Genomic DNA, 15,774 nt, shown 5'->3' with positions numbered 1-15,774 from the left:
TTTAAAAACTTGCAGATATTATAGACAAAAAAGATTTTTATTAAAATGTGGTAAGACAAACAATTTAAGAGTTTTAGTTAGTTTTTTTATTTAAGCCATATTTACTGATTATAAAAGCTCCTACAACACTTATTATTCCGCCAACTATCGATATGTATGCTTCTGTCTCTCCTAAGAGAATCCAACCTAAGAATAAAGAAATTATAGGCATAAAATATAATGAGCTAATAGCAACTGTTGCAGGAATATTTCTAAAAGCATAACCCCAAAATAAATAACCCAATGCCCCAGGAAATACTCCTATATAAATTACAACAAAGATACTTGTGAAATTTGCTGTAGATAATTCCGCATAAGCCTCATTAGAATATACCATCAACATAATTGTGCCAAACCAAATACAATAGGTAATAGCTTCAATTGGATGAAACTTTATAAATAAACTTTTCTGGAAAACTGAGTAAATAGCACCTGAAAAACAAGCTCCATAAACTAAGCAAATACCAATAAACTCAAATGATGTATCATTCTTTGAACAAAAAATTACTGCAGCACCTATAATAGCTAAGATAAACCCAAAAACACCATACTTATTAATTTTTTCACCCCAGAATATAAATGCAAATACAGCTACAATTATAGGAGCCTGAGCTATAATAAAATTAGCACTAGATGCTGTAATTCTAGATTCTCCTGAATTTAACAATACATTATATGCAAAGAAACCAAAGAAGCCTAAAATAGCAAATCTCAACAAATCTTTTAAATTAGGCTTAGTTTTATTTTTTTGTCTAACAAATATTATAAGCATAACAATACTAGCTATACCATATCTAGCTAATGATAAGCCTCCAGCACTAAATCCATTTAGCATCAAATAACGGATTCCAATAAAAGCCGTTGACCACATTGTTATAGTCATTAGTAATAAAATTAATGCTTTTTTAGTAGACAACTGATTATGCATAGCTAGGTAATATAATTTAATCTTCGATCATTTTATTAAGTTTTTTGCCAATTACAAAAGCAATTATTGCAAAAACTATCGCAACTAGAGAAACATATCCAAATAATTCCTGGTATTTATCGAAACTACTTATCGTCATTTGAATATCAAAGCCTTTTGATTCATCATACTGTATACCACTTGAAACTGCTTGAGCAATTGTTGTACCAATCTTAATACCAATAGCTGATGTTATAAACCATGTTCCCATAGCAAAGCCAGTTATCCTTTGAGGTAATAATTTAGCCATTAATGACAATCCTAGAGCTGAGATTAATAATTCACCAGCTGAGAAAAACACTGTTATTGCTAAAACTTCCCAAAGTATACTAACTTTAGCTGTAGGGTCATTAATCATACAAGCTAAAAACATACTACCATATGCAAAACCACAGAATAGAATTCCCAAAGCAAACTTAAATGGTAAGCTAAAATCTTTTGCCCCTAGCTTTGTATATATAAAAGCTAATATTGGTGACAATATAATCACACCAGCAGTATTCAAAACACCTGGTATACTCTGAGGATTAACACTATAACCAAATAAATTTAAATTGACATGGTGGACGTTAAACAAGAAAAATGAGGTCGATTTCTGCTGATATATTATAAAAAACAGTACCGCATAAACTAATAAAATTATCGCAGCTACTATCTTTTTTCTTGAGCTAGGATCTTTCTCAACATAAATCTGAAAAGCAAATACTCCAAAAATAAGTCCTGCACCAAACCATAAAATATAATTAATAGTATCATTAGCTTGTAAGATTATACTAAGCCCTAAGATAGCAATAATAAAAATTAACACTATGAGGATAGTTTTTAGATATCCCATGTTTTTAAAATCAACTTCATTACCAATATTTTTGATACTAGAATAACTTAATATACTATTTAATATACCTATTGCAAAACCTACAGAACATACTCCATATGCAGCAGTATATCCATACTTTGTTGCTAAAATGGGTATCAAAAGAGATGCAGATAGTGATCCTAAGTTTATTGACATATAAAAGTATGTATAGACAGAATCTAATTTTAGTTTATCTGTATACATTCTAGAGATTAAGTTTGTTGGGGCGGGTTTGAATAATGAAGATCCAACAATAATACAAGCTAAACTTATATAAACATAATTATCAATAGTTACAAAATAAGGACTTAATGCTAAGCTAAAATATCCAATTAAAAGAAATATAGCTCCTAAGAACATAGTTCTTTTTATACCAAAGACTTTATCTGCGACATATCCACCAATAGCATTAAAAACATATGTTAATGAAGCAAAGCCTCCAAATAGGAGTACGGCTTGTTTTTCTGTAAAATCAAAACCATACTGACTCATAAAAAATAGAATAGCTGTGTAACTAAAGCCGTAGTAACCAAATCTTTCAAAAAATTCGAAAAAACATAGCAAAAAGAATGAATTTTGCTTTCTAATATTCATCAATTTTATCCATAATAATTTTTATTTTAAATTCGATTATAGCTAGTATTGATCTGTATTATAAGAAAAAATATTTGAAAAATAACATTAGGAATATTTATTAACACGATAATAGTTAATAAAAAACCATATCAAATATTTAATTTATATTTCAAATTAGCTCTGAATCACTTATATTTAAAGTTATAACCATTTTAGATAAAAGAATGATGTCAAATACTAAAGAAGTTAAATTTAAGAATATGGTTGCCTATGGATCTGGTGATTTTTTTGGTGGTGGGGCTTTTACTATTCTTGGATTGTGGTTGATGTATTTTTATACAAATATAGCAGGATTATCCGCTGCAGAAGCTGGGTTAATAGTAGCAATCGGTAGAGGTCTTGATGTATTTGCAGATCCAATTATGGGATATATTTCAGATAATTGGCGAGGACCTTTAGGCAGAAGAAGATTTTTCTTTGTAATAGGTGCTCCTTTAGTTTCAGTATTTGCATTGCTTTGGATTCCTGGATTTGGTTTTTGGTATTACTTATTCGGTTATATTGCTTTCAACTTCATCTTCACTATGATTCAAGTCCCTTATGAAACGTTGGCTGCAGAAATGACAGATAGTTATCATACCAGATCTAAAATGACTGGAATTAGAATGATTTTCTCACAAAGTTCTAACATTGTTGCAGGATTTTTACCTGCAGCTATTATGTATTTTTTTGCTGATGAAAAAACATCTTTTGTAATTATGGGTATTATTTGTGCAATACTATTCATGCTACCATGGTTCTTTGTCTATAAGTTCACTTGGGAAAGAAAAGTTGAAGTTTCAAAAAAAGACCATTCATCATTATTAAAAGAAATAAAATTTATATTTATTAACATATTTTCGACACTACGAGTTCGAGCATTTAGACTTAATCTTTTGATGTATATTGGTGCTTTTGTTGCATTAGATGTATTTGGTGCAAGTTTCGCTTACTATTTTACTTTTATATTAGATTACAATATTAGTTCTGCATCAATTGTATATACCTGTTTTTCAATAATTCAGGTTATTTCAGTACCTATATTTGCATATTTATGTATAAAAGTTGGTAGTGTGATGAGTTATAGAATTGCTATTAGCTGTCTACTTGTAAGTATGCTTAGTTTCCTTATCATTCCTGTGTTTACTCCGATTCTTGCTTTAGCTTCATTTGTTGTAATTATATTTGTTTTAGGTTTTGCTAGAGCAGGATGCTATTTTACACCATGGAATATCTATAATTTTATTGCTGATATTGATGAGGCGCTAACTACAAAAAGAAGAGAGGGAACTTTTGCTAGTACGATGACTGTTTCACGTAAATTAGTTCAAGCATTAGCATTTGCAATAGTTGGTTTTACCCTATCAATTTTTAATTTTAAAGCAGGTGCTGTAGTTCAATCAGAATCTGCTTTATTAGGAATAAATATTTGCTTTATTGGGGGTACTATATTGTTTTGTATTATAGGAGCTATTGCAAGCTCAAGATTTAGATTAACTCAAGCAAAACACTCTATATTAGTAACTGAATTAGAAAGATTAAGAGCTGGAGGAGAGCTTAAAAAAGCGCCCAAAGAAGCAATCATTATTGTTGAAGAACTTACAGGCTGGCCTCATGAAAAAACTTGGGGTCATAATAACACGTTTTAGGATTTTGAATTATGTTAGACATTTGTAAATTTAAACTTAAAAATACTAAAGTAGATCACATTTTATTTGAGTTAGAAGAAAAGCAAATATTTGTTAGAGTTTTTGTTCTTGAAGAAAATATTTTTAGAGTACTCTTCACTAAATCTTTAAAACCCTCTTTAGATAAAACTTGGTCAATAACAAAAGATGATATTCCATTTGAAGGAACTGATAGACTAGATACATCTAGTTTTAGCTGTCCTAGGTTTGAAGCTTATGGCACTGATGATTTTGCTTTTATAGAAACATCAAAACTAAAATGTGAAATTAATCTTACTGGTTTTAAAATTAGTTGGTATAAAAGAAATGCTGACAATTGGATTAAGGTATCTCAAGATTTACAAACTCAAGCATATAACTTAGACTTTTGGTCAGATCGAGGTATATATCATGCTATAAAAAAAGATTGTGATGCTATGTTTTTTGGTCTTGGTGAAAAGACTGGTTCTCTCAACCGTAATAAAAAACGTTATGAGATGAAATCAATCGATCCCATGGGCTATGATGCAGAAAGCTCTGATCCTTTATATAAACATATTCCTTTTTTCATATCTCATAATCTTGCAAATAAAAGTTCTTTTGGAATTTTCTATGATAATTTAAGTGATAGTGTTTTTAACTTTGGTAAAGAAATTGATAATTATCATGGTCCATACATTAGCTATGAGGCAAAAGCTGGTGATTTAGATTATTATTTTATAATTGGTGATAGGATTTCTGATATAACAGAAACTTTTAGTACAATAACAGGTAGAACTATACTACCACCCTACTGGAGCTTATATTATTCAGGCTCAACAATGACATACACAGATCTTCCAGATGCCCAGAGCCAAATGGACAATTTTATTGATGATTGCAAGAAATACAATATTCAATGTGGATCATTTCAACTAAGTTCAGGCTATACTTCTATTGGAGATAAGAGATACGTTTTTAATTGGAATCATTCAAAATTCCCTAATATAGAAGCTTTCACGAATAAATATCTAAATAATGGCATTAAACTATGTGCAAATATTAAACCATGCTTACTTCAAGACCATCCTAAATTAGACGAAGTAGCAAGTTTCAATGGTTTTATTTATAATAAATCTTATACAAAGCCAGAACTTGTGCAATTTTGGGATGAGCTAGGATACTATCTCGATTTTACAAATCCTAGTACGATTTCTTGGTGGCAAGATAATGTCACAAAACAGCTTCTAGAAAAAGGTATAGAATCAACTTGGAATGATAATAACGAATATGAAGTTTATAATGGAGAAGCTATTTGTTACGGCTTTGGTAAAGAGATAAAAATCAAGCATATTAAACCCATTCAATCACTACTAATGACAAAAGCAAGCTTTGAGGCTCAAAAGCATTTTGCTCCGGAAAAGCGTCCTTACTTAATTACAAGATCAGGATGTGCTGGCCTGCAAAGATATGCTCAAACTTGGACTGGTGATAACTATACAGAGTGGAAAACTTTGAAATATAATCTAGAAATGGCGAAAGGGCTATCTCTATCAGGAATTTATAATTTTGGTCATGATATTGGTGGTTTTAGTGGTCCCGCTCCAGATTCAGAATTATTAATTCGCTGGATTCAGCATGGTATTTTTTATCCTAGATTTACTATTCACTCATGGAATGATGATAAATCTGTAAACACACCTTGGATGTACCCTGAAGCCTTAGAAAGTATCCAAAAAGCCTTTGACTTGCGTAATGAGTTAATCCCATATATTTATCAACTATGCTATCAAGCACATAAAAATGCTAAGCCTATTATAAAGCCGACTTTTTATGACTTCGAATCAGATGTAAAAACATTTGAAGAAAATCAAGACTTTATGATTGGAAACTTACTAATAGCAAACATACTAGAGTATAACCAAAGGGTTAGAGAAATATATCTACCAGCTGGCTCTAATTGGTATAACTATTATACTGGAGAAGTTTATCAAGGTGGAAAAATTATAAGATTAAATATAAATATAGACAGTGTTCCTATTTTTGTAAAGGAAGATTCTATTATTGTTACAAATAAACATAAAGCAGAATTTAATAATTTTAAACAAGAATTAGTTTATAAAGTATTTCCTTCGCTGAATAATTCACAAACCATTCATCAAATTCACCTAGATGATGGTGAAACCACAGAGTATCTAAATGGTGAATTTGGTATCTTAAATATTCAAGTTGTAAGCAAAAATGCTAAACTGAATATTAGTTGGGAATATAATGGTCATGAAAATTTTAGGGTTACTCAACCTCAAATAATCAATATGAATAAGGATTTAGAGTATAATGCTTAATCTTCAAAAATTACATAATTGTAGTTTACCAAACTATCAACGTAATAATTTAAACCCAGGTATATTGCATATAGGTATAGGAGCATTTCATAGAGCTCATCAAGTGTTCTATATCAATAAGTTACTTAATACTGGTGATCAAAATGCCCTAAACTGGGGTTATGTTAGTGGCACAATTAGATCTAATCAAAAACTAATAGATGACTTAAAAGCAAATGATTGCTTATATACATTATCAACCAATGATGAATCTGGCACTAAAAATACTATAATAGGCGCATTAAAAGATGTTTATTTTGCAGGTAATGGCCAATCTCAAAGTCTAATAACTAAAATTTCAGATCCTAATATAAGAATAATCTCCTATACAGTTACCGAAAAAGGTTATTATGTTGATTTATCAACTCAAGAGTTAAATTTTGAAAATCCTGATATAGCTTATGATTTAGTTAATATCAACTCACCTAAAACCGCTATAGGAATTACAGTTGCTGGATTATATAAACGTTGGAATAAAAATGCAAAAGCTATAACTTTGTTAAGTTGTGATAATATGCCAAATAATGGCAAGATTCTAAAAAAAGCTATCTTAGAATTCTCAAGTAAAATAGATAAACAGTTTAGTACTTGGGTAGCAGAGAATGTGAGTTTCCCAAGCTCAATGGTAGATAGAATTGTTCCAGCAGTTACTCAGCAGACTCTAGATAATATTGAAAATATGATTGGTCAAAAAGATATCTCAGCAGTAGCAACTGAAGAATTCTCTCAATGGGTTATCGAAGATAATTTTGCTAATGGTCGCCCTGCTCTTGAGAAGGTTGGTGTTGAGTTTGTTAAAGATATAGAACCTTTCGAGAAATTAAAGCTAACTATGTTAAATGGTAGTCATAGTTTAATTGCATATCTTGGTGCTTATGCTGGTCTTAAAACTGTAGATGAAGTTATAGTGAAACCAGAGTTTTATAATTTTATTAAAAAATATATGCTAAAAATTGCAGCGCCATTGGTAGATGGTTTACCACAAGAGATCTCAACTAGTGAATATGCTAATAAACTTTTACATAGATTTGCTAACCCTCATTTAAAGCATAAGACTGAACAGATAGCTATGGATGGCTCTAAAAAAATACCTCAAAGATGGCTAGGATCTTTAGCACATCTTTTAGAAAATAAGCAAAATTACGATATTTTAGCCCTTGGTATAGCTGGTTGGATATTATTTTGTAGTGGTAAAGATCAATATGGAAAAATATTAGAAATTAGTGATCCTCTACAAAATGGCTATAAATTGATATATCAAGAGAATACTCAAATTACTGATATAGTTAATTGTTTCTTATCATTAAAAAGCATATTCCCAGAAACAATAGCAATAAACAATGATTTAAAAGAAAAAATAGTGTTTTTTATTGAAGAAATTAATAAATATGGAGTTATTAAAACTCTTACTAAATTAGGAGAATAAAATGATAGAATCATGGCGTTGGTTTGGTCCAAATGATCCTGTATGTATCGAAGATATTATGCAAACTGGAGTTACTGATATTGTAACTGCTCTACACCATATACCTAATGGAAAAGTCTGGTCTATAGAAGAAATTCAAAAAAGACAATTTGAAGTTGAGAACTCTACTAGACTGGGTAAAACAAATTTAACATGGTCTGTCGTAGAAAGCATTCCTGTTCATGAGGATATTAAAAGAGGTAAGTCTACACGTGATGAATATATAGATAACTACTGTCAAAGCATCCGTAATTTAGCCAAATGTGGTATTAAATTAATTATCTATAATTTTATGCCTGTATTAGATTGGACTCGTACAGATTTAGATAAACAAACTTCCACAGGCGCTAAGACTTTATCTTTTGATGAGATAGCATTTGCAGCTTTTGATATTCATATTCTAAAAAGGCAAAATGCTGAGAAAGGTTATAAAGCTGATGTAATATCTCAAGCAAAAGAATATTTTGAAAATATGTCAGATGCGGAAGTAGAAAAGCTTACTGGTAATATAATTGCAGGTCTACCTGGTGCTGAAGAAAGCTTCTCATTAGAACAATTTCAAGCAGCTCTTGATGAATATAAAGATATTAATAAAGAAACGTTACGTGAGAATTTAGTATATTTCTTGAAAAAAGTAATTCCAGTAGCTGAAGAAGTTGAGGCAAAGTTAGCTATACATCCTGATGATCCCCCATTTGAACTATTCAGCCTACCAAGAATAATTAGTACTATAGAAGATTATGACTGGTTATTTGAAAATATACCATCTATGGCTAATGGTATAACATTCTGTGCTGGATCATTAGGCTCCAGATGGGATAATAATCTTCCTCTAATGGCGAAAAAAATTGGTAGAAGAATTTATTTCACACATCTAAGAAATGTTGCCCTCAATCCTAATAACCGCAGTTTCTATGAGGCTGAGCACTTATGTGGTAATACAGATATGTATGCTCTTGTGAAAGAAATTCTAAAAATAGAAAAAAATTCGCAGCCTATATACATGCGACCAGATCATGGTCAACAAATGCTTTCAGATTTAGATAAAAAAACTAATCCTGGATACTCATGCATTGGACGTTTGAAAGGTCTTGCTGAAGTTCGCGGTGTTGCATATGCTGTAAAAAGAGAACTAGAAAATGAGTCAAAATAAACTTTTAGCTATTGGCGAATGTATGCTTGAGCTTAGTGGTCAAATCCAGTTAGGTTCTCAAGCTAAATTAAACTTTGGTGGAGATGTTTTAAATACAGCATTATATTTTGCAAGACTTAATGGAGATGTTTCTTTTATCACGGCTCTTGGAAATGATAATTTTTCAGCTCAGATGATATCTCATTGGGATACTGAAAATATTAATACTTCTGAAGTTTTGAAAATAAAAGATAGAGTCCCTGGTTTATATGCTATACAAACAGATAATCAAGGCGAGAGAAGTTTTTATTATTGGCGCGAACAAGCTCCTATCAAAGATATTTTCTATCACTTATCAAAAGAAAATCTAGATAGATATAATAAAGAATATAATTACTTATATTTATCAGGTATATCCCTCTCAAGATGGGATAATAAACAGCTAGAAATATTTGCAAACTGGTTAAAAGATTTTAGAAACTCAGGTGATGGCAAAGAGATAATTTTTGATTTAAACTATCGCCCTAAATGTTGGAAATCCAAAGAACAAACCAAAGGATACTTAGAAAAAGTACTAAAACATGTAACGATAGTTTTAACAACCTTTGATGATGAAGAAATGCTTTTTGATGATGTTAATTATCAAAAAACCTTAGATAGATATAATAGATTTGATATTCCTATAGTTATTATTAAACATGGTATAAATCCTACTGTATTACAATATCAAAATACAATTAGCTTAATTGAAGCTACTAAAATAGTTACACCTATAGATACAACTGCAGCTGGAGATAGCTTTAATGCTGCTTTTTTAGCTGCTTTCTCAAATAATCTAAATTTGCAGACAAGTATTGAATTTGCTCAAAATTTTGCAGCTGAGATTATACAGCATCAAGGCGCCATAATTGATAAAAGCCATACAGATATCTACACAAATCAGTTAAAGGAGTTGATAAATGCCAACAGGTGAATTGCTCAAAAATAATCCCTTAATACCAGTGGTATCTGCTGATACTATTGAACAAGCAGAATCGATATTAAAAAAAGTAAGAGAGAAAAAGCTTAATATAGTTGAGTTCACCCTTAGAACACCTAATTCTTTAGATGTTATCGAAAAAGTAATTAAGTCTAATAATGATTTGATTATTGGCATAGGAACTATAACAAATATAGAGCTATTTAGAAAAGCAAGATTTCTTGAAGCTGATTTTTATGTTTCTCCAGGAGCTAGCCATGAATTACTAAAATTTGCCCAAGAACATAACCTTAAGTATCTACCAGGTGCTGTGACACCTTTTGAAATTATGACAGTCATGAGTTATGGTTTTAGAACTATCAAATTTTTTCCAGCTGAAGCATTTGGAGGAATTAAGCTTTTAAAAAACTATAAGGCAGTTTTCCCTGAAGTTAAATTTTGTGCAACTGGAGGAATTAATGCTCAAAATCAACAAGAGTATTTAAACCAAGAAAACATTATTGCTATAGGAAGTTCATCGTTAATATAAAGGAGGAGTATATGTTAAACGATAACGTATTAATGCCAGTAGATAAACAAACAAGAGATTTAGCTCTTGAGATTTATCAACATATCAAAAACCTACCAATAATCAGTCCTCATGGTCATACTGATCCAAAATGGTTTGATGAAAATCAAGCATTTGAAAACCCTGTTGAGCTTCTTATAAAACCTGATCATTATATTTTTAGAATGTTTTACTCTCAAGGTTTAAGGTTAGAGGATTTTGGAATTACTCGAAAAGATGATAAACCAGTTGAAACTGATCCTAAAAAAATATGGAAAAAAGTTGCAGAAAACTGGTATTTATTTAGAGGAACTCAAGTTGGTCTATGGTTTGATGCTCAACTTAAAGATGTATTTAATTATGATAAGCCATTTAATCCACAAACCGCTGATGAACTCTATGAACATATAGATAATTGTTTGAAACAAAAAGAGTTTCTTCCTCGTGAAATATGTAAGAAGTTTAATATAAAAGTTATTGCTACTACAGATGATGTCGCTGACGATTTACAACATCATAAAAATATAGCTAATTCTAATTTTGAGTGTAAAGTCGTTCCAACATTCCGTCCAGATAGTGTTACAAATCCTGAGCTACATCCAGTTCATAAAAATATAAAGAAACTAGCAAGAAAACTTAATACAAAAATAGACTCATATAATGACTTCATTAATATCTTAGCAGAGAGACGTGAGTTTTTTAAAGCTAATGGAGCTACTGCTTCTGATCATGGTGTTACAGTTCCAAATACTTATGATTTAGATAAAACTGAACGTCACAACTTATTTAAAAAAATAGTTTCTAACACTGCTAATGCTAAAGAAAAACAAATTTTTAGTGGTCAAATGCTTACTGAAATGGCAAAAATGGCTACGGATGATGGTCTTGTTATGCAAATTCATGCAGGTGTTTTTAGAAATCATAATACGCGTATCCAAAGAAAATTTGGTAATGATAGGGGTTGTGATATTCCTCTTAAATGTGATTATGTAAATGGCTTGCATCCTCTTTTGAGTAAGGTTGGTAATAATCACAATTTCAAAACAGTACTATTTACTATGGATGAATCAACTTATTCACGTGAATTAGCTCCATTAGCTGGACATTATCCGAGTGTCTTCTTAGGACCACCATGGTGGTTTAATGATTCTGCAGAAGGAATGAAAAGATTTCGCCATGCTGTAACAGAAACAGCTGGTTTCTATAACTGCTCAGGTTTTATAGATGATACTCGCGCCCTATTATCTATACCAGTTAGGCATGATATAGCTAGACGTGTTGATGCTGTATACCTCGCAGAAATGGTTCTTCAAGGTAGAATATCTAAAGCTGATGCTTTCGATATCGCTTATGATTTAACTTATACACAATCGATTAAAATATTTAACATGAATCATTTACTAGGATAGTAAAATGCAACAAGATCAACAAAAATCGCCAAAACTTTATGTAACTATTATTGTTGCTGTAGCTGCAATTGGTGGCTTATTATTTGGTTTTGATACATCTATTATTGCTGGAGCTACTCCATTTATACAAAAGGATTTCTTAGCAAGTCATTGGCAACTTGAAATGGTTGTTAGTTTCTGTGTTCTAGGAGCCTTTTTTGGAGCTCTCGCTAGTGGTTATTTTACTGACAAGTTTGGTCGTAAAAGAGTTATGATTGCTACCAGCTTATTATTTATAATTGGTACTTTAATAGCTTCTTTAGCTCCAGACATTGCAACATTAGTTATTGGTAGATTCATGTTAGGTGCGGCTATTGGTGTAGCATCTTATGCTGTTCCACTATTTATAGCAGAAGTTGCTCCAGCATCTAAAAGAGGATCTCTAGTCCTTTGGAATGGTGCTTTCTTAACAGGTGGACAAGTTATAGCATTTATAGTTGATTACTGCCTAACTAGTAGCGGTAGTTGGAGGATTATGATTGCTACAGGTTTGGTTCCTGCGATAATGTTATTTATTGGAATGTGCTTTATGCCCTACTCACCTAAGTGGTTATTCTCTAAAGGAAGAAAGCATGAAGCTCGTGAAACTCTAGCTAAAATTAGAGAAACACAACAGGATGTTTCTAAAGAATTATTAGCTATACAGAATAATCTCCAAACGACAACTAAACTGAAATTTTCTGCTATTTTCAATAAGAAAGTCCGCCCTGTCTTATACATTGGCTTGGCTCTTGGAATATTTCAACAATTTTTTGGTATCAATACAGTAATGTATTATGGACCGTATATAATGGAAAATATTGGCTTTGATGGTAATGAAATGCAAATGCTTATGACTCTTTCATTAGGGCTTGTTAACTTTATAGCTACAATTATAACTATAATATTTATTGATAAATTAGGGAGAAGAAAGTTTCTACTAATTGGATCTGCAATGGCTGCATTAAGTTTGTTTAGTATGATTTATTTACTTAATAATGTTACGAGTAGTACAGTTGCAATATTAGCTTTAATTTGTCTTTTAATATATATTGTTGGATATTGTATTAGTGTCGGTTCTCTGTTCTGGCTAATTATTTCGGAAATTTTTCCCTTAAATGTTAGAGGATCTGCCATGAGTTTTGTAGCATCTATACAATGGCTAGCTAATTTTGTTGTTGCTGCAACATTTTTAACCATCTTAACAAAACTAGGAGTTTCATTTACTTTTGGAATATATGCTTGTGTAGCAAGTTTAGCATTTATTGTTACATATCTTTTCGTTCCAGAAACAAAAGGAGTTGATCTTGAGACTATTGAAAATAATCTTAATAAAGGTATAAAAACAAGATATTTAGGTAAAGAAATTTAAATTAATTTAAAGGAGAAATATTATGTCTCAAACAGCAGAAAATACATTTGGCGAATTTCGTAATTATACAGATAGTAAGTTCCAAAATCGTGTAGAAAGAACATATAGAGAAATGCATATTAATCAAAACCCAGATTATGTTACTCAAATGAAGCAAAAATATTTTAAACTTGAACTTGGTAATATGGATGTTTATGAAGTATTTAAACTTCTCGAAAATGTTCATGATGAAAGTGATCCTGATAATGATTTACCACAAATTGAACATGCATATCAAACAGCAGAGGCTTGCCAAAATAAGTTCTTAAAAAGTGATACTGAAATTAGAGAAAATGCTTTAGTTAGATCACTATTTAGGGATCATGAGTGGCAAAGTATTCCTAAAATTTGGCAAGATTTTTATACTGAAAAACAAAGTCTAGGTAATCTATATAGCCATATTAAAGATTGGTCTTGGTTCCCTCTAATTGGTTTTGTACATGATTTAGGTAAAATTATGACATTACCAGAATACGGTCAATTACCTCAATGGTCAACTGTTGGTGATACATACCCTATTGCTTGCCCTTTTGCTTCTGCTAATGTTTTTTCTCATAGAGAATTTGTTAAGGACTCTAAAGATTATAATAACTATAATACCGAATCTGAAACTCATTATGGAAAATATAAGAAAAAATGTGGTTTCGACAATGTAGATATGAGTTTTGGTCATGATGAATATATTTATAAAGTTTTCGAGCAAGGTAGTGATATACCATATGAAGGATTATATCTTCTACGATATCACTCATTTTATCCATGGCATACTCCTCAAACTGGGGGACATGCTTATCAAGAACTAGCTAATGAAAAAGATTGGTTGTTACTACCTTTATTAAAAGCTTTTCAAAAAGCTGATTTATATTCTAAGCTACCAGAGTTACCTCCTAAAGATGTATTAGAAATCAAATACAAAACTCTTTTAGATAAATGGATACCAGAGAAAAAAATAAATTGGTAATATCAATTTTTATCAAAAATAAATACTAGCAAGTGCTATTATAATATTAATGCAATAAATTTATTGTTTATATGAACATCAAAAAATCAGATATATTTAACTATGCATTTATAGCTTTTCCCGTAGCCTTTGCTAGTATTCCCATATATATATTTATACCTGAATATTATCATTCAAACTTTGGTATAAATTTGGTAGTTTTGAGTATAGTTCTTTTTATCCTAAGAACATTAGATGCTATATTTGACCCTATAATAGGTTGGTATTGTGATAAATTTCATTATCTTAGTAAAATTAGTTTAATAGCTATAATCGCTATATTCATAGCTGGTGTTTATATTATATGTATCCCTGTATTTACAAATATTATAGTCAATCTTGCCCTTGGAATTTTTTTATCTACATTGGCTTTTAGCTATATTACAATATTCTCAACAACTAAAGGTGCTCTTTGGTTGAAGGATGATAATAGTAAATCTGTAATAATCTCAGCCAGAGAAATTTTTAACATTTTAGGAGTGTTAGTAGCTTCTGTATTACTATCTATTTTTTTAGCTATAATGCCTCACCAAAATGGTTATTTTCTGTATGCTATAGTGGCAGTAATATTAATTGTCATATCTAGTATATTTTTCTTAAAATGGATAAATAAAGTTAATCTAGAAGATAAATCTAAACACGTAATATATAGTTTCAATATTAAAAACTATATCAATCATCTAGATAGAGATGGTATATTTCTATTTGTAGGTTATACAGTTAGTGCTATTGGTTCTACCTTACCAGCCGTGACTATTATTTTCTTTAGTAAATATATTCTAAAAACTCCCGAGTTAACAGGATTGTATATATTCGCATACTTCTTAGGAGCAATAGTATTTATCCCTATAATGAAGAAGATATCACTAAGATTTGGAATTATTAAAACGTGGGGTTATGCCCTTTTATTTTATGCCAGCATATTTTCTTTTGTTTTTGCACTATCAAATGGTGACTATATCCTTTTTACTATTATTAGCTTTATCTCTGGTGCGGGACTTGCTACAGAGCTAATTCTTCCAAGTATTCTTTTAGCTAAATGGATAGATAGTTATCCTGAACGAAAAGAGCTTGGTAACGGTTATTATGCTATGCTCACATTTATTGCTAAGTTTAGTTATGCAATAGCTACGATTATAACCTTCCCTATTATTAATTCTTCTTTTGCTTCTGATTCTGCTAATCTTGAGATAGCCCTTAAATTTGTATACTGTGTTTTACCTTGTCTTTGTAAATTAATTGCTGCTGCAATTATATTCTCATGGTATAAAAGTTTATATAAATCTCCAGTTTACAAATAGATACC

Annotated in this window: 12 protein-coding genes; 10 read left to right on the top strand and 2 right to left on the bottom strand. The window is 30.6% G+C overall.

The features are described 5' to 3' along the window. Positions 1–73: 73 nt before the first annotated feature. Both FTPG_RS07050 and FTPG_RS07045 read right to left on the bottom strand, forming a co-directional pair. The gene (locus tag FTPG_RS07050) at positions 74–967 is read right to left on the bottom strand and encodes a DMT family transporter (RefSeq protein ID WP_004287745.1); all 894 of its coding nucleotides are present in this window, start codon (positions 965–967) and stop codon (positions 74–76) included. Between the two features lie 16 nt (positions 968–983). Further along, a complete protein-coding gene (locus FTPG_RS07045) occupies positions 984–2,459 on the bottom strand; it encodes a peptide MFS transporter (protein ID WP_004287744.1) in 1,476 nt (491 codons plus the stop codon). 206 nt (positions 2,460–2,665) lie between these two features. Here FTPG_RS07045 and FTPG_RS07040 point away from each other — a divergent pair, with 206 nt between their 5' ends. The 10 genes from FTPG_RS07040 (at position 2,666) to FTPG_RS06995 (ending at position 15,769) form a co-directional block, all read left to right on the top strand. After that, the gene (locus tag FTPG_RS07040; RefSeq protein ID WP_050754316.1) at positions 2,666–4,126 is read left to right on the top strand and encodes an MFS transporter; all 1,461 of its coding nucleotides are present in this window, start codon (positions 2,666–2,668) and stop codon (positions 4,124–4,126) included. Between the two features lie 11 nt (positions 4,127–4,137). Then, entirely contained in the window at positions 4,138–6,468 is a 2,331-nt protein-coding gene (locus FTPG_RS07035; RefSeq protein WP_004287742.1) for a glycoside hydrolase family 31 protein, read from the top strand. Next, positions 6,461–7,933, top strand: coding sequence for a mannitol dehydrogenase family protein (locus tag FTPG_RS07030; protein ID WP_004287741.1), 1,473 nt, complete (start codon positions 6,461–6,463; stop codon positions 7,931–7,933). Before FTPG_RS07035 ends, FTPG_RS07030 begins: the two co-directional genes overlap by 8 nt. Before the next feature lies 1 nt (position 7,934). Beyond that, positions 7,935–9,125 carry a mannonate dehydratase gene (uxuA, locus tag FTPG_RS07025; protein WP_004287740.1) on the top strand — a complete coding sequence of 397 codons (1,191 nt, stop codon included), beginning with the start codon at positions 7,935–7,937 and terminating at the stop codon, positions 9,123–9,125. Beyond that, positions 9,112–10,077 (top strand): sugar kinase, encoded by a 966-nt coding sequence (locus FTPG_RS07020; protein WP_004287739.1) that lies wholly within the window; start codon positions 9,112–9,114, stop codon positions 10,075–10,077. The genes uxuA and FTPG_RS07020 overlap by 14 nt, the downstream gene beginning before the upstream one ends. Further along, a complete protein-coding gene (gene eda / locus FTPG_RS07015) occupies positions 10,064–10,612 on the top strand; it encodes a bifunctional 4-hydroxy-2-oxoglutarate aldolase/2-dehydro-3-deoxy-phosphogluconate aldolase (protein WP_004287738.1) in 549 nt (182 codons plus the stop codon). Before FTPG_RS07020 ends, eda begins: the two co-directional genes overlap by 14 nt. 11 nt (positions 10,613–10,623) lie before the next feature. Beyond that, positions 10,624–12,039 (top strand): glucuronate isomerase, encoded by a 1,416-nt coding sequence (gene uxaC / locus FTPG_RS07010; RefSeq protein WP_004287737.1) that lies wholly within the window; start codon positions 10,624–10,626, stop codon positions 12,037–12,039. A 4-nt stretch (positions 12,040–12,043) separates the two neighbouring features. Beyond that, on the top strand, positions 12,044–13,429 hold the full coding sequence (locus FTPG_RS07005) for a sugar porter family MFS transporter (RefSeq protein WP_004287736.1): 1,386 nt from the start codon (positions 12,044–12,046) through the stop codon (positions 13,427–13,429). Between the two features lie 22 nt (positions 13,430–13,451). After that, the gene (locus tag FTPG_RS07000; RefSeq protein WP_004287735.1) at positions 13,452–14,429 is read left to right on the top strand and encodes an inositol oxygenase family protein; all 978 of its coding nucleotides are present in this window, start codon (positions 13,452–13,454) and stop codon (positions 14,427–14,429) included. Between the two features lie 71 nt (positions 14,430–14,500). Further along, entirely contained in the window at positions 14,501–15,769 is a 1,269-nt protein-coding gene (locus tag FTPG_RS06995; protein ID WP_004287734.1) for an MFS transporter, read from the top strand. The last annotated feature ends 5 nt before the right edge of the window (positions 15,770–15,774 follow it).

It is taken from the genome of Francisella philomiragia subsp. philomiragia ATCC 25015, assembly GCF_000156715.1.
In the GTDB taxonomy this organism is placed as follows: domain Bacteria; phylum Pseudomonadota; class Gammaproteobacteria; order Francisellales; family Francisellaceae; genus Francisella; species Francisella philomiragia.
The sequence above is the reverse complement of the archived record's forward strand: the minus strand, read 5'-3'. Positions and strand labels throughout refer to the sequence as shown.